Annotated in this window: 15 protein-coding genes and 1 tRNA gene; 6 read left to right on the top strand and 10 right to left on the bottom strand. The window is 62.6% G+C overall.

Going from position 1 to position 19,425, the window contains the following annotated elements:
* Nucleotides 1-164: 164 nt before the first annotated feature.
* Complete coding sequence (locus B0G73_RS23925) at nt 165-692, top strand: YhbY family RNA-binding protein (protein WP_106283727.1); 528 nt, start codon at nt 165-167, stop codon at nt 690-692.
* A gap of 140 nt (nt 693-832) precedes the next feature.
* On the opposite strand, the gene B0G73_RS23930 is transcribed toward B0G73_RS23925, so the two are convergent.
* The 7 genes from B0G73_RS23930 to gloB form a co-directional block, all read right to left on the bottom strand.
* Entirely contained in the window at nt 833-1,342 is a 510-nt protein-coding gene (locus B0G73_RS23930; RefSeq protein ID WP_106283728.1) for a DUF4149 domain-containing protein, read from the bottom strand.
* A gap of 20 nt (nt 1,343-1,362) precedes the next feature.
* On the bottom strand, nt 1,363-1,839 hold the full coding sequence (gene greA, locus B0G73_RS23935) for a transcription elongation factor GreA (RefSeq protein ID WP_012433846.1): 477 nt from the start codon (nt 1,837-1,839) through the stop codon (nt 1,363-1,365).
* Between the two features lie 151 nt (nt 1,840-1,990).
* Nucleotides 1,991-5,245 carry a carbamoyl-phosphate synthase large subunit gene (gene carB, locus B0G73_RS23940; RefSeq protein ID WP_106283729.1) on the bottom strand — a complete coding sequence of 1,085 codons (3,255 nt, stop codon included), beginning with the start codon at nt 5,243-5,245 and terminating at the stop codon, nt 1,991-1,993.
* A 240-nt stretch (nt 5,246-5,485) separates the two neighbouring features.
* Entirely contained in the window at nt 5,486-6,640 is a 1,155-nt protein-coding gene (gene carA, locus B0G73_RS23945) for a glutamine-hydrolyzing carbamoyl-phosphate synthase small subunit (RefSeq protein WP_106283730.1), read from the bottom strand.
* 495 nt (nt 6,641-7,135) lie between these two features.
* The gene (locus B0G73_RS23950) at nt 7,136-8,377 is read right to left on the bottom strand and encodes a nitrate/nitrite transporter (RefSeq protein WP_106283828.1); all 1,242 of its coding nucleotides are present in this window, start codon (nt 8,375-8,377) and stop codon (nt 7,136-7,138) included.
* A gap of 208 nt (nt 8,378-8,585) precedes the next feature.
* Entirely contained in the window at nt 8,586-10,280 is a 1,695-nt protein-coding gene (locus B0G73_RS23955; protein ID WP_106283731.1) for a transglycosylase SLT domain-containing protein, read from the bottom strand.
* Between the two features lie 156 nt (nt 10,281-10,436).
* Complete coding sequence (gene gloB, locus B0G73_RS23960) at nt 10,437-11,228, bottom strand: hydroxyacylglutathione hydrolase (RefSeq protein ID WP_106283732.1); 792 nt, start codon at nt 11,226-11,228, stop codon at nt 10,437-10,439.
* 19 nt (nt 11,229-11,247) lie between these two features.
* On the opposite strand from gloB, the gene B0G73_RS23965 reads away from it, so the two are divergent.
* From B0G73_RS23965 to B0G73_RS23985, 5 genes are all read left to right on the top strand, one after another.
* Nucleotides 11,248-12,111, top strand: coding sequence for a class I SAM-dependent methyltransferase (locus B0G73_RS23965; protein WP_106283733.1), 864 nt, complete (start codon nt 11,248-11,250; stop codon nt 12,109-12,111).
* Nucleotides 12,108-12,554, top strand: a complete 447-nt coding sequence (gene rnhA, locus B0G73_RS23970; protein ID WP_106283734.1) for a ribonuclease HI — start codon at nt 12,108-12,110, stop codon at nt 12,552-12,554. Before B0G73_RS23965 ends, rnhA begins: the two co-directional genes overlap by 4 nt.
* An 85-nt stretch (nt 12,555-12,639) precedes the next feature.
* Complete coding sequence (gene dnaQ / locus B0G73_RS23975) at nt 12,640-13,374, top strand: DNA polymerase III subunit epsilon (RefSeq protein WP_106283735.1); 735 nt, start codon at nt 12,640-12,642, stop codon at nt 13,372-13,374.
* A gap of 48 nt (nt 13,375-13,422) precedes the next feature.
* Nucleotides 13,423-13,497, top strand: a tRNA-Val gene (locus B0G73_RS23980).
* Between the two features lie 496 nt (nt 13,498-13,993).
* Nucleotides 13,994-15,874, top strand: coding sequence for an ABC transporter ATP-binding protein (locus B0G73_RS23985; protein ID WP_106283736.1), 1,881 nt, complete (start codon nt 13,994-13,996; stop codon nt 15,872-15,874).
* Between the two features lie 185 nt (nt 15,875-16,059).
* On the opposite strand, the gene B0G73_RS23990 is transcribed toward B0G73_RS23985, so the two are convergent.
* The 3 genes from B0G73_RS23990 to B0G73_RS24000 form a co-directional block, all read right to left on the bottom strand.
* Complete coding sequence (locus tag B0G73_RS23990) at nt 16,060-16,524, bottom strand: DUF2214 family protein (protein WP_106283737.1); 465 nt, start codon at nt 16,522-16,524, stop codon at nt 16,060-16,062.
* A 151-nt stretch (nt 16,525-16,675) separates the two neighbouring features.
* Nucleotides 16,676-17,530, bottom strand: coding sequence for a hypothetical protein (locus tag B0G73_RS23995; RefSeq protein ID WP_106283829.1), 855 nt, complete (start codon nt 17,528-17,530; stop codon nt 16,676-16,678).
* A gap of 235 nt (nt 17,531-17,765) precedes the next feature.
* A complete protein-coding gene (locus tag B0G73_RS24000) occupies nt 17,766-18,830 on the bottom strand; it encodes a glycosyltransferase family 4 protein (protein WP_106283738.1) in 1,065 nt (354 codons plus the stop codon).
* Between the last annotated feature and the right edge of the window lie 595 nt (nt 18,831-19,425).

Raw genomic sequence — 19,425 nt, forward strand, 5'->3', positions numbered from 1 at the left:
GCGTTATGACACGCTTTAGGGGATAATACGCGGTTAATTCGCGCGGACGCCGCCAAAACTGGCAGTCATCCGCGATTCTGTTGTTCTGACGCGCCGCCCTGCCCTATTAGCCGAATCTCTCGGAAATGCAGGTGCCGCCATTTTAGTCGAGTCTCCCACTTTCCATGCCCGCCCTCAAAGTCTCTTCCGACCAACGCGCCGAGTTGCGCTCCCAGGCACATGCGCTCAAACCGGTCGTGCTCGTCGGCGCCGAAGGCTTGACCGACGCTGTGCTCTCCGAGATCAAGGTCCACCTTGGCGCTCATCAGCTCATCAAAATCCGCGTGTTCGGTGACGAACGCGAAGAGCGCATCGCGATCTATGAAGAAATCTGTGACAAGCTGAACGCCGCGCCGATCCAGCATATCGGCAAGCTGCTGGTGATCTGGAAACCGGAAGCCGCCCAACCGGCCGTGAAGACCAAACGCGGAGCCCTGCCGAGCGCCCGCGAAGCCGCGGTGGAAGCCAAACCGGGTAAGGGCCGCGCGCCGCGCGTCGTGACCGTGGTGAAGCCCAGCGAAATCCCGATGCGCAAACCCAAGGCCAAAGCCGTCGTGGTGCGTGGCAATGAACGCGTGACGCAAGGCGGCAACATCAAGCGCGCCAAGAAACGCCAGGCCAGTGCGAAGCGCTCGCATCAGTCGTCGAAATAAGCGAATGATGAAAGGTGCGGGCGGCGTCCGCACCTCGATGCAGGCGGCTTGATCACGACTTCAAAACTTGAGATCGTTCAGCAAGCTCGCCGCGTTCTGGTTTGCATACTCAGCGGCTGAAAGCACCATGGCCGCCGGTGTCAGCCGGCCACTTTCCCTGCCGTGCCACGAGCACCCTGCTCCGCCGACGCCACACCTGCGCCCGCAGGCAGTTTCCACACCAGCGCCACACCCAGCAGACTTTCGATCAGGTAGAACAGACTCGACACGCCGTGCAAAATGCCGAAGCGTGTTGCATAAGCAGAATGTCCGACATCGCTACCCGCTTCTAGCGCGGCGATGCGCATTGCATTCATAAACGGCTGCAACGCGAAGTAACCCACCAGCACGCACACCAGCATCCCCGCGATCAGCCAGCGCAAACGACGATACGCATCGCTGCCGCGCCGAACCAGCACGTTCGCGAGACCGAGTAGCAAAATGCCGCACACCGCACCCAGTACGCCTTCAATGCGGAACAGTTGCGCGGCCACCGCGCCAGCGGTCATCCGGTCGAGCGAGGTGAACAGCACAGGCGCGACCGCGTAGCCGATAGTCAGCAGACTACCGACCCACACCACCGTCAATAAGCGGAAAAAACGATGCGGCATCAGGGACACCGGAGCCGCCTTCAAACGTAGCTAACCGCGATGATTTCGTATTCGCGCACGCCGCCCGGTGCCTGCACCGACGCAACGTCGCCTTCCGACTTGCCGATCAGGGCGCGCGCAATCGGCGAGCTGATCGAGATCAAACCATGGTCGATGTCCGCCTCGTCGTCGCCGACGATCTGATATTTGACCGACGCTCCCGAATCCAGGTCTTCCAGTTCCACGGTCGCGCCGAACACCACGCGCCCGTCCGCTTCCACGGCCGCCGGATCGATCACCTGCGCGCCGGCCAGCTTCGATTCGATTTCAGCAATCCGGCCTTCGATAAAGCCCTGCTTTTCCTTCGCCGCGTCATATTCCGCGTTTTCCGACAGATCGCCCTGGGCACGCGCCTCCGCGATCGAATTGATCACCGAAGGACGCTCAACCGATTTCAGGCGCTGCAACTCATCGCGCAACATTTCCGCGCCGCGCTTCGTCAATGGAACAGTGCTCATAAACAACTCTATGCAAAAAACAGCCGTAAAAAAAATCACCGCGGTTAAGTGCATTCCGCGGGGGCCAGAGCGCCGGGAAAAACCCGGCGCCAAGCACCTGCGGAACGCCGCTTAACCGCGGCACTTACATCTTTGACAGGTATTCGAAGCCTTAGTTTAGGCGAGCGTGCAGGCCTTGTAAATCATAGACTTCCAGATCCTTCAAATAGCGCAACCCTTCCACTGCGGCACGCGCGCCGGACATGGTCGTGTAGTACGTGACCTTGTTCGCCTGCGCGCTCATGCGGATCGAACGCGAGTCGGCGATCGCGGCGCGGGTTTCGTCGACGGTCGTAAAGACCAGCGCGATCTCGCCGTTCTTGATCATGTCGACGATGTGCGGACGGCCGTCCTTCACCTTGTTGACGACCTTCACCGGCACGCCGGCCGCTTCGATCGCGGCAGCCGTGCCCTTGGTCGCGACGATCGGATAGCCGAGTTCGTGCAGCATGCGTGCGACTTCGACAGCCTTCGGCTTGTCCGCGTCCATCACGGTCAGCAGCACCGTGCCCGACTCCGGCAGACGCGAACCCGCCGCGAGTTGCGACTTGAACAGCGCTTCGCCGAAAGTCTGACCCACGCCCATCACTTCGCCGGTCGAACGCATTTCCGGTCCGAGCACCGGATCGACTGCCGGGAACTTGACGAACGGGAACACGGCTTCCTTCACGCTGAAGTATGGCGGATCGATTTCCTTCGTCACGCCTTGTTCAGCGAGCTTCTGACCGACCATGGCGCGCGCCGCGATCTTCGCGAGCGGCAGGCTCGTCGCCTTCGATACGTACGGCACCGTGCGCGAAGCGCGCGGATTCACTTCGAGCACATAGATGACGTCTTCTTTCGAGCCGTCCGCCTGCGGCACCTGCTGGATCGCGAACTGCACGTTCATCAGGCCGATCACGTTCAGCGCCTTCGCCATCGCGCCGGTTTGACGCTTCAACTCAGCCACGGTTTCCTTCGACAGCGAATACGGCGGCAGCGAGCAGGCCGAGTCGCCCGAGTGCACGCCCGCCTGTTCGATGTGTTCCATCACGCCGCCGATAAATACCGCTTCGCCGTCGGAGATGCAATCCACGTCGCATTCGATCGCGTCGTTCAGGAAGCGGTCGAGCAGGACCGGCGAGTCGTTCGACACCTTCACGGCCTCGCGCATGTAGCGCTCGAGGTCGCGCGGCTCGTGGACGATTTCCATCGCGCGGCCGCCGAGCACGTACGACGGACGCACCACCAGCGGATAGCCGATCTCGTCGGCCAGCTTGAGCGCTTCGTCTTCGGCGCGCGCGGTGCGGTTCGGCGGCTGACGCAGACCGAGGTCCTGCAGCAGCTTCTGGAAACGCTCGCGGTCTTCGGCGGCGTCGATCATGTCCGGCGACGTGCCGACGATCGGCACACCGTTCGCTTCGAGGTCGAGCGCGAGCTTCAGCGGCGTTTGACCGCCGTATTGCACGATCACCCCAACCGGCTTTTCCTTGTCGACGATTTCGAGCACGTCTTCGAGCGTGAGCGATTCGAAGTACAGACGATCGGACGTGTCGTAGTCGGTCGAAACGGTTTCAGGGTTGCAGTTGACCATGATCGTTTCGTAGCCGTCTTCGCGCATGGCGAGCGCGGCGTGCACGCAGCAGTAATCGAACTCGATGCCCTGGCCGATCCGGTTCGGGCCGCCGCCCAGCACCATGATCTTCTTGTTGCTGGTCGGGTTCGCTTCGCACTCTTCCTCGTAGGTCGAGTACATGTAGGCGGTTTTCGTGGCGAACTCGGCCGCGCACGTATCGACGCGCTTGTACACCGGGCGCACGTTCAACTCGATACGGCGTTGACGCACTTCCGCCGGCTTGGCGCCGAGCAACTTTGCCAGACGACGATCCGAGAAGCCGCTCTGCTTCAGATACTTCAGCTCTTCCTTCGAGATGCTTGCGAGCGTGCGGCCCGCCAGCGCCTTTTCCTTCAGGATGATCTGTTCGATCTGCGCGAGGAACCACGGGTCGATCGAGGTTTCTTCGAAAATTTCCTGAGCCGTCATGCCGATACGGAACGCGTCGCCCACGTACCAGATACGGTCCGGACCGGCTTCGCCGATCTCGCGGATGATCTCGTCGCGGTTATCGGTCTTTTCGTCCAGACCGTCCACGCCGACTTCCAGTCCGCGCAGCGCCTTCTGGAACGATTCCTGGAAGGTGCGGCCGATCGCCATCACTTCGCCGACCGACTTCATCTGCGTGGTCAGGCGCGAATCGGCTTCGCGGAATTTTTCGAACGCGAAACGCGGGATCTTGGTGACGACGTAGTCGATGGTCGGTTCGAACGATGCCGGGGTCTGGCCGCCGGTAATTTCGTTCTTGAGCTCGTCGAGCGAGTAGCCGACCGCCAGCTTCGCGGCGATCTTCGCGATCGGGAAACCGGTCGCCTTCGACGCCAACGCCGACGAGCGCGACACGCGCGGATTCATTTCGATCACGACCATGCGGCCGTCTTTCGGATTGATCGAGAACTGCACGTTCGAGCCGCCCGTGTCGACGCCAATCTCGCGCAGCACCGCAAGCGATGCGTTACGCAGGATCTGATATTCCTTGTCCGTGAGCGTTTGCGCCGGCGCGACAGTGATCGAGTCGCCGGTGTGGATGCCCATCGGGTCCAGGTTTTCGATCGAGCAGACGATGATGCAGTTGTCCTTCTTGTCGCGGACCACTTCCATCTCGTACTCTTTCCAGCCGAGCAGCGACTCTTCGATCAGCAGTTCGCGCGTGGGCGACAGGTCGAGACCGCGCTTGCAGATCTCTTCGAACTCGTCGCGGTTATATGCGATGCCGCCGCCCGAGCCACCCAAGGTGAACGACGGACGGATCACGACCGGATAGCCGCCGCTGCCCGTTTGCGCAGCGATGTCCGCTTGCACCGCCAGCGCTTCTTCCATGGAATGCGCGGTGCCCGATTTGGCCGAACCGAGGCCGATCTTGGTCATTGCGTCCTTGAACTTCTGGCGATCTTCCGCCTTGTCGATCGCTTCCGGCGACGCGCCGATCAGCTCGACCTTGTACTTCTCCAGCACGCCGTGCGCGTGCAGGTCGAGCGCGCAGTTCAGCGCGGTCTGGCCGCCCATCGTCGGGAGGATCGCGTCGGGGCGCTCCTTGGCGATGATGCGCTCGACGACTTCCCACGTGATCGGCTCGATGTAGGTCACGTCGGCCGTGTTCGGGTCGGTCATGATCGTCGCCGGATTGCTGTTGACGAGAATGACCTTGTAGCCTTCCTCACGCAGCGCCTTGCATGCCTGCGCGCCCGAGTAATCGAACTCGCACGCCTGGCCGATGATGATCGGACCCGCGCCGATGATGAGAATGCTCTTGATGTCTGTCCGCTTGGGCATAACGCTCTCGCTAATGTATTCCTGTGTCCACCGGAGTTGGCGCTTTAGCGCCTTACTCCGGTGCCATGCAACCTGGTTGCTATTCTTTCCGTCGGCGCGCGCCGCCGTAACGTTGCGCGCGCTCTACTCTGTCCAGTGCGGCTCGCCGCGTGTGCGTCGCTTACGCCATGTACGTCGGCGTGTGCGCCGGTCACGCGCGGCGCGGCGTGAGCCATGCGCCGCCGGGACTTGTCTGCCGCTTTATGCCGCTGCGGTCTTGCCAGCCTTCTTCGTGTCCATCAACGCTGTGAAGCGGTCGAACAGATAGGCGATGTCGTGCGGACCAGGCGACGCTTCCGGGTGACCCTGGAAGCAGAACGCCGGCTTGTCGGTCAGCGCGAAGCCCTGCAGCGTGCCGTCGAACAGCGAAACGTGCGTGGCACGAGCGTTGGCAGGCAGCGTGTCGGCATCGACCGCGAAACCGTGGTTCTGCGACGTGATCACCACGCGGCCGTCTTCCAGATCTTTCACTGGATGGTTCGCACCGTGGTGGCCGGTCTTCATCTTCATGGTTTTGGCGCCGACCGCGAGGCCCATGATCTGATGACCGAGGCAGATGCCGAAGGTCGGAATGCCGCGCTCGATCAGTTCCTTGGTAGCCGTGATTGCGTAATCGCACGGCTCCGGGTCGCCAGGACCGTTCGACAGGAAAATGCCGTCCGGATTGAGAGCGAGCGCGTCAGCAGCGCTGGCTTGCGCCGGCAGCACGGTGACGTGGCAGCCGCGTTCGGCCAGCATGCGCAGGATGTTGTACTTGACGCCGTAGTCGAACGCCACGACGCGGTACTTCGGCGCCTTTTGCGTGCCGTAGCCCTCGCCCAGACGCCATTCGGTCTGGGTCCACTCGTAGGTGTCCTTGGTCGACACGACTTTCGCGAGGTCCATGCCCGAGAGGCCCGGAAACGAGCGTGCGAGTTCGATGGCTTTGGCTTCGTCGTCCGAACCGGCGAGGATCGCGCCGTTCTGCGCGCCCTTGTCGCGCAGAACGCGAGTCAGCATGCGGGTATCGAGACCGGCGATGGCAACCACGCCTTCGTCCTGGAGGTATTGCGGGAGCGTGCGCTCCATGCGGAAGTTCGACGCGAGAACCGGCAGATCGCGAATGATCAGGCCGGCGGCATGGACTTTCGTAGCTTCGACGTCTTCGGCGTTCACGCCGACGTTGCCGATATGCGGATACGTGAGGGTCACGATCTGGCGCGCGTAGCTCGGGTCAGTCAGGATTTCCTGATAGCCGGTGATAGCGGTGTTGAACACGACTTCGCCGATGGTATGCCCGGGGGCGCCGATCGAGTAACCACGAAAGACCGTGCCGTCGGCGAGCGCGAGCAGTGCGGGAGAAAATGACGGCAACACGGGAGACTCCTTGGGGGAACACCCTGTTGCCGACCTGTCTATCCGACTGCGAGCCGCAGCGAAACGCATCCGGGATGCGCGCGCAGACTCGCTCGCGAACTGCCGTTGACGTTGCAAGGGGCGCGATGGGTCCATTGTGTGGACGGATCGGCTCGGGGCGTGGCCCTGCTTGCTACGCCGGTGGCGCGCGGCGGATGAACGGTATGGGAGAGGTAGGCGCTAGGGTGCGGGTTGATAAGCTCAAACCTCGGAATTATAGCGTGAAACTGCCCTTCCCTCCAAATCCGAGATGGCGTCGGCATATGGCGCAGTGCGGTTCGAAATCGCTGAAAGCGCTGTCGTGTCTGGCGCGGACGGTGATCTGGAGCGTTTCTGCCGGCGCAAATCAGGACAATGCCGGGAGATGGGGCACTACCGGCGAATCACCCGGCGCCAAGCGCCGTGACGACCGGCGAACGGGCGTGCCTGGCGGCAGACTGCAGGCTCGATTTTGCTTCAAGCGTCCTGTTCGGCCCGGACCTCGGCTGGATGAACCAGCTTACGCCCCGGCAACACGTACCAGATCGCGCTCGCCACCTGCAACGCCACGAGAATGCCCCATGCCGTCAGATGCGCGGCCGCCGGATAGTGGCCGCCGCTCGCCGGCCAATGCGACAGCACGGCGCCGACGCCGATCTGGAAGCCGAAAATCAGCAGGAAGATGATCAACGTCAGCGTGGTATTCACGCGGCCGATCATCTGCGCCGGGAAGTGCCGCGCCATGACCGCATAGCTGAGAATGCCGGTGCCGCCGAAAATGCCGTACGCCGCCCACAACAGGCCCGCGGGCAGCGGCGCCTTGAACATGATGAGCAACTGGGTCACGACGTACAGCGCCATGCCGATGCCGCAAAACGCGTAAAGCGAGATGCCGCGCCGCTCGAGGCCGCGCGCCGCCGCGCCGAAGCCCACGCAGCCGGCCATCATCGCGAAGCCGAGAATCGAAACAAGCGCGGCGGCTTCGCGCGGCTCGAAGCCCTGCACGTCGCGCAGCCACGCACCGACCCAAAGCGACTGCATCGCGTAGAAGACGCCTTGCGTGACCACCGAGAACGACGCGATCTTCCAGAACGCCGCGCTGCGCAGAATATGCAGCGTGCCTTTGAACTGGGCACCCAGACTCGCCTGATGATGCGATTCCTTCGTGTCCGGCGCGAGCGTCCACTGCGCCAGCGCGACCAGCACTGTCAAGATACCGAGCCCGACGCAGACGGTGCGCCAGCTGGCGAACGTCAGCGCCCACGTCAGCGGCGAGCCGACCATCACGCCGCCGAAGCCGCCGATCGCCATCACGAGGCCGTTCATCAGCGGCAAGCGCGCGGCGGCGAAGTGTTGCGCCAATGCCTTGAATGCGGCGCCAAGGCACACGGAGACGCCGACGCCGATCAGCAGCCGCCCCACCATCATCACGCCGACGCTATGAGCGGCGCCGAACACCCAAATGCCGAGCGCGGCAAATAGCAGCGTGACGGCCGTGACACGCCGCGCGCCGAAGTGATCGAGCAGGACGCCAGCCGGAATCTGAGCGCCCGCAAAGCCGAGAAAATAAAGACTCGTGAGCAAGCCCAAATCGGCAGCCGACAGGCCGAGATCATGCGTGATGAACGGCGCAAAGCCGAGATTGACGCCGCGGAACACGTAGGAAACGAAATAGCCGGCGGAGAACAGCAAGAAGACGCGCAACTGGGTCGACGACATGAGTTTTGAGTTAGGCGGCTGGCCGAATGGGTTTGACCGAAGCACGAAAGATAAAGGAAAAGCGCCGGCTTTGCGCGAAACGATCTGCACAATGAAAAACGCCGTCACCACAGGTGACGGCGTTGGAAAAGCGCGGTGCGTGATCGGAGCGCAATTCATGCGCTGCCCCGCAACGCATGTGGTCACTACCGTAAGAGCCGTTATTGGTCTACTTACTCTTCTTCGCGCTGGCCGTGGTCTTCGGGCGGCTCTCTGCCGCAGCCTTCGACGCCTTGCTGGACGTGGAAGCCGACACCTTGGTCACCTTGCCCTTGCTGGCGCTGGATGCCGTCGGCTTGACGACCCTGCCTACCGGCTCGGAGACCTTCACTACCTCGGCCCGGCCACGACCCTTCTTTTTGTCGTAGCGCGATTCGCTTCTGGTGTCCGCGACGCGGGTGCCGATTTTCTCGACGCCGCCGCCTTGCACATCGGTCGCGATGCGTTCCGGACCCGGCTCGCTAGGCATGGCCTTGCCGACCGGCACGTGCAGCACGATCACCTGACCGCGCGAAACGGCATCGCGATGCGTACGGTTCCATGCCTTCAACTGCCCGACCGATACGCCATAACGCACAGCGATGGCTGCCATCGACTGATTGCGGCGTACGCGGATCAGCATCTTGCGCGTATCGGGGACGTCGGGCTCCATGGCCAGCACGGCGCTTTCGGCGACGTCGGCGCTAATGTCCTCGTCGTCGTCCGAGCCGCGCGGCACCACGATCGTGGAGCCGGGTTTCAACCGCATGCCGACCGGAATCTTGTTCACTTCCATCAGCGTGTCGGCGTCGACGCTGATCTTCTGCGCGATTGCCGCGGGTGTCGCGCGTTCGGTGACCGTGTACGTGGTCCACGACGACAGCGAGCCGGAGTAAGTCTTCAGATTGCGCTCGAAGGCGCTGGCGTTGTCGAATGGCAGCAGGATCTGCGGCTGCGTGGCGCCGAGAATCACCGGCTTCCTGAACGACGGGTTCAGCGAGCGGAATTCGTCAAGGGACAGATTGGAGAGCTTGGCGGCCATGTCCACGTCGATGTCGTGCGAGGTGGTTACCGTCACGAAATACGGGTGGTTCGGAATGGTCGGCAGCGTGAGCCCGTACATTTGCGGGTTCATCACGATGTTCTTCACCGCCTGCAGCTTCGGCACGTAGTTACGCGTCTCGTTCGGCATGCGCAGGCTGAGGTAGTCGGTGGGCAAGCCCGCCGCCTCGTTGCGCGCAATCGCGCGCTGCACGTTGCCCTCGCCCCAGTTGTACGCCGCGAGCGCCAACTGCCAGTCGCCGAACATGTCATGCAGACGCGACAGATAGTCGAGCGCGGCGCTGGTCGACGCCAGCACGTCGCGGCGCTCGTCCTGCCACATGTTCTGCTTGAGGTTGTAGGTGCGGCCCGTGCCCGGCATGAACTGCCACATGCCGGCCGCCTTCGCCACCGATAACGCCTGCGGGCTATACGCCGATTCAATGAACGGCAGCAACGCGAGCTCGGTCGGCATATGGCGCGCCTCGAGCTCTTCGACGATGTGGTACAGGTACTTTTGCGAGCGCTCGGTCATGCGCTGCACGTAATCAGGACGCTGCGCATACCAGTTGACCTGCATGTCGACGAGGTCGGTTTGCAGGTCAGGCATCTGGAAACCACGGCGAATACGGCCCCAAAGGTCGGCGTCGGCGCTCGTCAACTGAGTGACGGAGCCTTGATCGACGTTGATCGTCTCTTTGGCGGTGGCTGACATGCGAAGGGCGTCTGCTACGGCTTGCTGACTGGCGGGGTTGGTTGCGGTGTTCGGAATGCTCGTCGTCGGTCCCTGGCTCGCGCAGGCGGCGAGCGTCAGGACCAGCAACGCACTAAAGATAAATCGCATGAAAATCTCGGCTTCCACAAGGGCTGGAATTTGCAGCCGATAGTACGAAACGGCAACGTTTACGTCAATCGGAAAATTACGAAAAAATCAAGTAAATCTTGGGCTTGGCGAATTTTTCCGATTCTTCGCGTGAGGATTACCCTGCTTGGAGGCGGGTCAACGGAAGCGGTTTTTCCATTCGCGCATCAAGGTAAAGGCCGTCAATCGATCCGGCACCTTCTCGTGCAACTGCTCCTGCAAGGTCGCCTGAACCGCCGCAACGCCAGCGCGCAAAAACGGATTCACGGCGCGTTCATGAGCGATCGTGGTGGGCAGCGTGGGCACGTCGCGCGCGCGCAGTTCGCTCGCTTTGTCCCGCCAGGCTTGCAGTTCGGCGTTGCCAGGCTCGCAGGCGAGCGCGAAGCGGATATTCGACAGCGTGTATTCGTGCGCGCAGTGAACTTCGGTCGCGCCGGGCAGCGCGGCCAGCGCGTCCAGCGAGGCGAGCATCTGCTTCGGCGTACCTTCGAACAGCCGGCCGCAACCGCAGGCGAACAGCGTATCGCCGCAAAACACGTGCGGCGTGCCTTGCGGGTCGGCCGCCTGGAAATAGGCGATGTGGCCGCTGGTGTGGCCCGGCACGTCGAGCACGCTCAATTCGAGCGCGGGCGCGGCAATCGACACGTGGTCGCCATTTTTGAGACGATGCGTGAGATGCTCGATCGCTTCACCAGCGGGGCCGTAGACGGGCACGGCCTGGCCATTCAGCAGATCGGCCACCCCGCCGACGTGGTCTTGATGATGGTGCGTGAGTAAAATAGCGCTCAGCCGCCAACCCCGTTTTGCCAGATAGGCTTTTACGGGGGCGGCCTCACCCGGATCGACGACCGCCGCGTGGTGTCCGTCGGAAACGACCCAGATGTAATTGTCATCAAACGCCGGGACCGGTACGTACTCGAGCGCATTCATAGGCGACGCATTCTTTGATATGACTGACCGAGCGATTATAGACTGGCCCGCCTGGACCGACTCGCCACCTGGCCGATACGTACTCGAGTGGGAGCAGACCCAGCTCGACCGCGTGGTGTCGGACGTGTTCGGTTACCATGCGCTGCAACTTGGCTTGCCGCAACTCGACGCCTTGCGCGAGAACCGCATGCCGTGCCGCGGGCTCGTGCTCGACGCCGCGAGCGGAGCGAGCGCGCCGTATGCGTATCCGCGCGGCGCGGGGCGTGCCGGCAATGGCGATCGTAATGGTTTGAACAACGGCGCCGCACCGAGCGGACTTGTGGGCCTGCCGGCGCCGGCCGGACGGAGCGCCGTCTGGTGCGACCTGCTGGACCTGCCGTTCGAAGCGCAAAGCGTCGATCTGATCGTCATGCCGCACACGCTGGAATTCACGAGCGATCCGCACCGTCTGTTGCGCGAAGCCGAGCGCGTATTGATGCCCGAAGGCCAGTTGATCATTCTCGGCTTCAATTCGCTGTCACTGTGGGGCGCGCGGCAATCGGTCGGCAAGATGACCGGCCGGCCGTTCGTGCCGGCAGCCGTCGACCTGATCGCCTTCACGCGTCTGAAAGACTGGATCAAGCTGCTCGGCTTCGACCTCGAACGCGGGCGTTTCGGCTGCTATCGTCCGCCGCTTGGCAGCGAGCAATGGCTCGCCCGCTACGGTTTCATGGAAGCCGCCGGCGACCGCTGGTGGCCGATTTTCGGCGCCACCTACATGATCAAGGCGATCAAGCGCGTGCGCGGCATGCGTCTCGTCGGCCCGCTGAAAGTGAAGAAACCCGTCCTCGCCGCAGGCCTCGCGCCCGCCGCCACACCGAATACACGCAACCATACTCAATGACTTCCGATCTCATCGATATTTATACCGACGGCGCCTGCAAGGGCAACCCAGGCCCCGGCGGCTGGGGCGCGCTGCTGCGCTTCGGCGACCAGGAAAAAGAACTGTTCGGCGGCGAAGCCAACACCACCAACAACCGCATGGAGTTGATGGGCGTGATCGCCGCGCTCGAAGCACTGAAACGCCCCTGCAAAGCGGTCGTGCACACCGACTCGCAATACGTGCAGAAAGGCATCAGCGAATGGATCCACGGCTGGAAGAAGAAAGGCTGGATCACCGCCGCGAAACAGCCGGTCAAGAACGCGGATTTGTGGAAGCGGCTCGATGCGCTCGTCGCGCAACACGAAATCGAGTGGCGCTGGGTGCGCGGGCACAACGGCCACCCGGAAAACGAGCGCGCCGATCAGTTGGCCAATCGCGGCGTCGCATCACTCGCGCAGATGTAACTCCGGCCGCGACGGCGCGCGCCGGGCCAGCTAGCCGCGTGCGCACCCTTTTTTCTGCAAATATCTTTAAGCAGGCTAATCCGACATGCGTCAACTCATCCTCGATACTGAAACCACGGGCCTGAATGCCCGCACCGGCGACCGGATCCTTGAACTCGGTTGCGTCGAAATGGTGAACCGTCGGCTGACGGGCAACAACCTGCACTTCTATATCAACCCGGAACGCGACAGCGATCCAGGCGCGCTGGCCGTGCACGGATTGACCACCGAGTTTCTGAGCGACAAGCCGAAGTTCGCCGAGATCGCCGATCAATTTCGCGACTTCATCCAGGACGCGGAACTGATCATCCACAACGCACCGTTCGATATCGGCTTTCTCGATGCCGAGTTCGCGCTGCTGGGTTTGCCGCCGGTGAAAACCTACTGCGGCGAAATCATCGACACGCTGGCGCGCGCCAAGCAGATGTTCCCCGGCAAGCGCAATTCGCTCGACGCACTATGCGACCGCTTCGGCATCAGCAACGCGCACCGTACGCTGCACGGCGCCCTGCTCGACTCGGAACTGCTCGCCGAAGTCTATCTGGCGATGACGCGCGGCCAGGAAAGCCTTGTCATCGACATGCTCGGCGAATCGCACGGCGACGGCGATTCGCATGCGCCGCGCGTGGCGATCAGTTCGCTCGACCTGATCGTGATTTCCGCCAGCGACGATGAACTCGCCGCGCACCAGTCGGTGCTCGACGGTCTCGACAAGGCGGTCAAGGGCACGAGCGTGTGGCGCCTCGAACCGGCGCCCACTGCGGATGAGCAAACCGCTTAAAAAGTACTGGACGAGCCCGAAAATTGCTGACATAATTCGGCTCTCTTCGGGTGGTTAGCTCAGCGGTAGAGCACTGCCTTCACACGGCAGGGGTCACTGGTTCGATCCCAGTACTACCCACCAGAATTTTGGTGTGTCGATCACCGAAGACTAAAGGGCTCACGTAGAAATGCGCGAGCCCTTTTTCATTTCTGTTTGGCTTATGGAGCTGCGTGCGGAAACCGTACGGAATGCCAGGCAGATTCCAACGCTCAACGTCGGGCCCGGTCGTCGACTCCGAATCTTCGTACGTTTGCGACCGCCTGAAACTACTGATATAGTTCGCACTCGGGCTTTCGCCCCGTCCATCTTTCCACTTCATTCGACCATAGGGAGGCGTCACATGTTTGCAATGCGTATCGCCGTCCCCGGCATGGTCTCGCGAGCGTTTTCGCGATCTTAATCTGTCCGATTAAGTCGCCGAATTGCCGTTCACGTGGTGTCGCCTGAATCAGGCACTCCGCGCATTCCCAGACAGTCCGCAGTTCAATCGCCGACGTATTCCGGCGCGTTTTGACTGTCTCGCCCTTTCGCTTCTGACTGGAACCTCGCTGCGCTCATGCGCCACGGGGCGTGACAAATGACCAGAAAAAAACTCGACTTTCGCGGACAAGCCTTCAAGGACGTCCTCGGCTTTACCTTCCTCCACTGGGCGCAGCAGCCCTGGCGCATCGTCGTCATCACGGCGCTGGTGCTGCTCTCGGCATTGGCCGACGTACTCACGCCGATGTTCGCGGGACGCCTCGTGGACGCCATCGCGTCCGGCGCGGCGAGCAACGCCGTCGCCTGGCATGCCGCGATCACGGCCTTCTGCGTGCTGGGCGCGCTCGGCCTCGGCGCCACGTTGTTGCGGCAAGGCGTGTATTTCAACATCATCCGGCTCACGCTCAAGATGATGAGCGAGATCGCGGCCAACGCGTTTCATCGCGTGCAACGCTTTTCGACCGACTGGCACGCCAACAGCTTCGCCGGTTCCACCGTGCGCAAGATCACGCGCGGCATGTGGGCGCTCGACCTGCTCAACGACACGCTGCTGATCGCCCTGTTGCCGTCTCTCGTCATGCTGCTCGGCGCGACCGTGCTGCTCGGCTGGCGCTGGCCGATGATGGGCGCGGTCGTCGGCATCGGCTCGGTGCTCTACATCGCGGTGACGGTGGCCATGTCGCTGGGCTTTGTCGCGCCGGCCGCGCGTCTTGCGAATGCGTGGGACACGCGCATGGGCGGCGCGCTCGCCGACGCGGTCAGTTGCAACGGCGTAGTCAAGGCGTTCGGCGCGGAAGAGCGCGAAGAAGCGCTGCTCGCGCGCGTGATCGCCAAGTGGCGGCACCGCACGCGCCGCACATGGATGCGCGGCACGATCAACGGCGGCGTCCAGGGCGGCATGCTGGTAGCGATCCAGACCGCGATCCTCGGTGCGGCGCTGCTGTTGTGGGCGCGCGGTGAGGCGGGCGTCGGCGACATCACGTTCGCATTGACCATGTTCTTCATGCTGCAAGGCTATTTGCGCGAAGTGGGCATGCACATCCGCAACCTGCAACGCTCAGTCAACGACATGGAGGAACTGGTGTCGCAGGAAAGCCAGCCGCTCGGTATCGAGGACCGCCCCGGCGCGGGTCCGATCGCGATCGGCAAAGGCGAGATCCGGTTCGAGCATGTCACTTTCCACTACGGGACGAACGGTCAGCCGCTTTACGACAAATTCTCCGTGCGTATCGCGCCGGGCGAGCGCGTCGGATTGGTTGGACATTCGGGTTCGGGGAAGACTACGTTCATCAAGCTCATCCAGCGGCTCTATGACATTTCGGAAGGCAGGATCACGATCGACGGTCAGGACATCGCCCAGGTGCGGCAGGCGTCGCTGCGCAGCCAGATCGCGATCGTTCAGCAGGAGCCGGTGCTGTTTCACCGCTCGCTCGCCGAGAACATCGCGTATGCGCGGCCCGGCGCGAGCCGTGCCGAGATCGAGCACGCTGCGAAGCTTGCGAGCGCGCACGGCTTCATCGCGGCGCTCCCCAATGGCTATGACACGCTGGTCGGGGAACGCGGCGTCAAGCTCTCGGGCGGCGAACGTCAGCGCGTCGCCATCGCACGGGCGTTTCTCGCCGACGCGCCGATCCTGATTCTGGACGAGGCGACGTCGAGCCTCGACAGCGAAAGCGAAGTGTTGATCCAGCAGGCCATGGAGCGGCTGATGATGGGCCGCACCACGTTGGTGGTGGCGCACCGTCTTTCCACCGTGCGCGCGCTGGACCGGCTGCTGGTGCTGGATAAGGGCAAGGTAATCGAGGAAGGCAGCCACGACGCGCTGATCAGACTCGAAAACGGCCTGTACCGGCGGTTGTTCGAACGCCAGGCGCTGGAGTTGATCAAGGGTCTGGGTGAACCGGAACTCGCGACGACTCGGGCCGCGCGGCAGATCGTGAACCGGACCGACGACTCCAGCTTGCTGGTCGGGAAGTAAATTGAAGTGGGCGTGCGGGACGTCAGCTAGAAATCGCGAGTATTCAGGCGCGCTTTCGGTTGGCGTTCCACCGCCCGTTTTTTACGAGCGCGGGCGCGGGTTCTAACGCGCAAGTGTTAGTGCTCACCGGCGCGAACCGTCCAAACGCCTCGTTCATGCGCCACGCGAACGCCGGGCGCTGCGAATTACACCACGCCCGCAGGCAACCCCACCCCGCGCGCCATCCCGGTCGCTGCAAACACCATCAACACCATCAAAATCGTCTGGATCACGCTATAGCGTGCGTAAGAGCGCGCCTTGTGCAGATCCGGCGCGGCGCCTTTCCTGATTGCGGCGCGCCATCGCATCAGCGCCAGCATCGACGGGACTTCGAGGAAGAGAATGATCAAGAGCAGCGTCATCTTGAGATGAAAGAGCGGCTCGTGGAGATAGTAGTCGGCGCCCTTTTCGAAACCGCCGAAAGCGCGCATCAATCCGGTGACGATCAGCACCAATGCCGAAATGCCCCACCCTGTATCCGCCCGGAACACGGAGCGCAGCGCGGCGGGTACGGTGGCACGGCGCAACGCCCAGGTGCGCCGCAGAATCGACGCGAGCGCAAAGCCATAAGCAAGCAAATGGATGGCGGCAAGCAACCAGCGAACCAGCATGGCGACTCCTGCAAAGGACGCGACACGATCGTTGTATGTCTCACTCGCCCGCGCTGAAGCGCCGGGCGCCATGACTTCATTATCGACTACGGCTCAATCTACAACGCCTGCTTCGGCCACGGGGTGTGGCCGACTGCACAAATCGGCAGATTCAGACCTGCTGCAAGGATGTGTCAAGCGCGCGGGCGGCGACTCGATCGCCTTCGGTCGTCAGCGCGGTGCGGAATACGGTTTGACGGTTGTGGCCCGCGGCGGCCGGCGAATCCCACAGCAACTCGATCTTCGGACGGCGGCCGAAGGCGCCGCGGGTCAACGACGGCGCAGCCGCCGCACCAAACGACGCGCCGGATCCATTCGGCTCGCCGACGGCGCCGAGCGCCACGGCGGGAGTGGGCGTCGGCGTGGCTCGTGCGTCGTGCCCCGCCGCCCAGCGCACGGTCAATTCGCGAGCGTCGTATTGCCCCACCTTGCGGCGCTCCGCCCACACAATCACCGTCCGCGTGGCCGGATCGAGCGCGACCGCATAGCGGCCGATCGCGAAACGGCGCGCGGCGATATTGGTGCGCCACAGCGCGCGCGGCCGGCAGATCCACAGCACGGCCGCATATAGCGCAGGCGCTGCCAGCAACCAGCCGTTGGAAGCCGCCACCGCATTGGCGGCACGCCGCCAGCCGGCGCTCGCGGCAAACGCGCCGACCGACCAGACCGCAAACAGGAACCCGAGGAAAGCAAACAGACGCAGCGCCTGCCGCAGCCATTGCGGCAGCGGATGAAACGGGCGCTCGGTCACGGCGCGCGCGCCCGGCAGGAAGATCAGCAGAAACAGGAAGACAAGGTTGATGCACGCCCACGGCGAGGACAGCATGGCCAGCAGCGACGCGCCCGCATCCAGATCCGCCATCGAAAAAAGCCAGCGAGCGAGGATCACGAGACCGATGGCGCGCAGCGCGAAAATCGTTCCGGCGCCGGGCGCCGCGTTCGCACGCGTCTCTTTCGTTCTCGCCAAGGCATCCTCCTGTCGTCGGCGGCGCCGCAGCCAAATTTGCGGCAGGGCCATTATAGGGATATTACGGACAGCGGCTCATTCTTACGGGCCGAAACCCGCACTTTCGTCGGTTGAAAGAAAAAAACGCGGCGCGCTTGCAACAACGCCCCGTGAGCGGACGGCGCACGGGGCGTTGCTGGCGGTCATCGAAACGCGTGAGCGCTTCTCGAACCGTTACGACTTTACCTGACGCACATTAGCTGGCGTTGACTTCGCGCAGCACCGTGCGGTGCTTCTGACGCAGCAGTTCTTCGTAAGTCGCGACGTAGTTCTTCGCCATGACCTTCGACGAGAAGCGCGACTCGAACGCCTTGCGCACACCGGCGCGCGACAGCGTGTGCAGACGCTTGACCGCGGCGACCGCGCTGATTTCGTCTTCCACGACGAAGCCCGACACGCCGTTTTCGATCACTTCCGGCACCGAACCACGGTTGAACGCGATCGCCGGCGTACCGCACGCCATCGCTTCGATCATGACCAGACCGAAGGGCTCCGGCCAGTCGATCGGGAACACCAGTGCATGCGCGTTGCCGAGGAACTCACGCTTTTCGGCTTCGCCGATTTCGCCGATGTACTCGACGTGCGGGAGCGCCATCAGCGGCTTGATCACTTCTTCGTAATAGGCGCGGTCGGCCTTGTCGATCTTGGCGGCGACCTTGAGCTTCATGCCTGCCTGGCCGGCGATGCGGATCGCGCGGTCGAGGCCCTTCTCCGGCGAGACGCGGCCGAGGAAAGCGAGGTAGCCCGGCTCGACGTCGGGGATCGGCGTGAGCACGTTTTCCGGCAGACCGTGATAGACGGTTTGCAGCCAGTTCGCCTGTTGCAGCGGAATGCGCTGGTTGTCCGAAATCGACACCACCGGCACGTCGTTGAACGTGTTGAAAATGGGTTGCAGTTCCGGCAGATCGAGACGGCCGTGGAGCGTGGTCAGGAACGGCACCGGCTGACGGGCGAACAGCGAGAACGGGTAGTAGTCGATGTGGAAATGCAGCACGTCGAATTCGTCCGCGCGGCGGCGCACTTCTTCGAGCAGCAGCATGTGCGGCGCCATGACGTCGCGGATGGTCGGGTCGAGGCGCAGCGCCTGCGGCCAGAAAGCTTCGAGTTTCGCCGAGGTTATCGAATCGCCGCTCGCAAAGAGCGTGACGTCGTGGCCCTGCTCGACCAAAGCTTCAGTCAGATAAGACACCACGCGTTCCGTACCGCCATACAGCTTGGGAGGAACCGCCTCGTGCAACGGAGCGATTTGAGCGATTCGCATATGAAAAACTCCTCGTAAAAAATCAGGCAAAGGTGCTGCGTTTGATAAAAGCGACTCGCTTGCTCGCCAGGGCAGTCTGGCCGGACTTGCCGGCGCGGGCCTGATTCTTTCGAGAAATCCTGCGATGGATCGCTTGGGTAGTGAGCCCAGACCCGTGATCAATGTCTGCGCATGTGCCGGTAAACGCACACATGACACCTACGTTGACAAACTGTCAGAAAATTCGGTGGGCCTACAGAGCATGCATTATCGATGCCGGGGTTCACGCTGCACCACAACATTTCAAAGTCTTTACGTTGTTACAAACACGAAACACTTTGCAAACCCTTGTTTTCTAAGACAGTTCTACAGTGGCAACTGGCTTGCGGCACGGGACCGCCGAGGTGGCCCGGCAAGCTCCTGCGTCAACTTTGCCGGCAAGCGTTGAAGAAATGCCGCACTGCGGTTGAATGCAATTTGTAATTATATCCCGAAATTTTCCGCAACTCGTGCGGCCCCCGGCCTTTCAGACAGGTCGAACAGCCGCAGGTGGCGGACGTCTATCGCGAAATCAATCGCGCCGCGGCCCGGATACACAGGGCGCAATCGCTTTTGC

The sequence above is a fragment of the Paraburkholderia sp. BL25I1N1 genome, from assembly GCF_003002025.1.
GTDB lineage: Bacteria > Pseudomonadota > Gammaproteobacteria > Burkholderiales > Burkholderiaceae > Paraburkholderia.

Coding starts and splice junctions, on each gene's coding strand:
- B0G73_RS23925 (WP_106283727.1), top strand. CDS start 165: ATGCCCGCCCTCAAAGTCTCTTCCGACCAACGCGCCGAGTTGCGCTCC.
- B0G73_RS23930 (WP_106283728.1), bottom strand. CDS start 1,342: ATGCCGCATCGTTTTTTCCGCTTATTGACGGTGGTGTGGGTCGGTAGT.
- greA (WP_012433846.1), bottom strand. CDS start 1,839: ATGAGCACTGTTCCATTGACGAAGCGCGGCGCGGAAATGTTGCGCGAT.
- carB (WP_106283729.1), bottom strand. CDS start 5,245: ATGCCCAAGCGGACAGACATCAAGAGCATTCTCATCATCGGCGCGGGT.
- B0G73_RS23950 (WP_106283828.1), bottom strand. CDS start 8,377: ATGTCGTCGACCCAGTTGCGCGTCTTCTTGCTGTTCTCCGCCGGCTAT.
- B0G73_RS23955 (WP_106283731.1), bottom strand. CDS start 10,280: ATGCGATTTATCTTTAGTGCGTTGCTGGTCCTGACGCTCGCCGCCTGC.
- gloB (WP_106283732.1), bottom strand. CDS start 11,228: ATGAATGCGCTCGAGTACGTACCGGTCCCGGCGTTTGATGACAATTAC.
- B0G73_RS23965 (WP_106283733.1), top strand. CDS start 11,248: ATGACTGACCGAGCGATTATAGACTGGCCCGCCTGGACCGACTCGCCA.
- rnhA (WP_106283734.1), top strand. CDS start 12,108: ATGACTTCCGATCTCATCGATATTTATACCGACGGCGCCTGCAAGGGC.
- dnaQ (WP_106283735.1), top strand. CDS start 12,640: ATGCGTCAACTCATCCTCGATACTGAAACCACGGGCCTGAATGCCCGC.
- B0G73_RS23985 (WP_106283736.1), top strand. CDS start 13,994: ATGACCAGAAAAAAACTCGACTTTCGCGGACAAGCCTTCAAGGACGTC.
- B0G73_RS23990 (WP_106283737.1), bottom strand. CDS start 16,524: ATGCTGGTTCGCTGGTTGCTTGCCGCCATCCATTTGCTTGCTTATGGC.
- B0G73_RS24000 (WP_106283738.1), bottom strand. CDS start 18,830: ATGCGAATCGCTCAAATCGCTCCGTTGCACGAGGCGGTTCCTCCCAAG.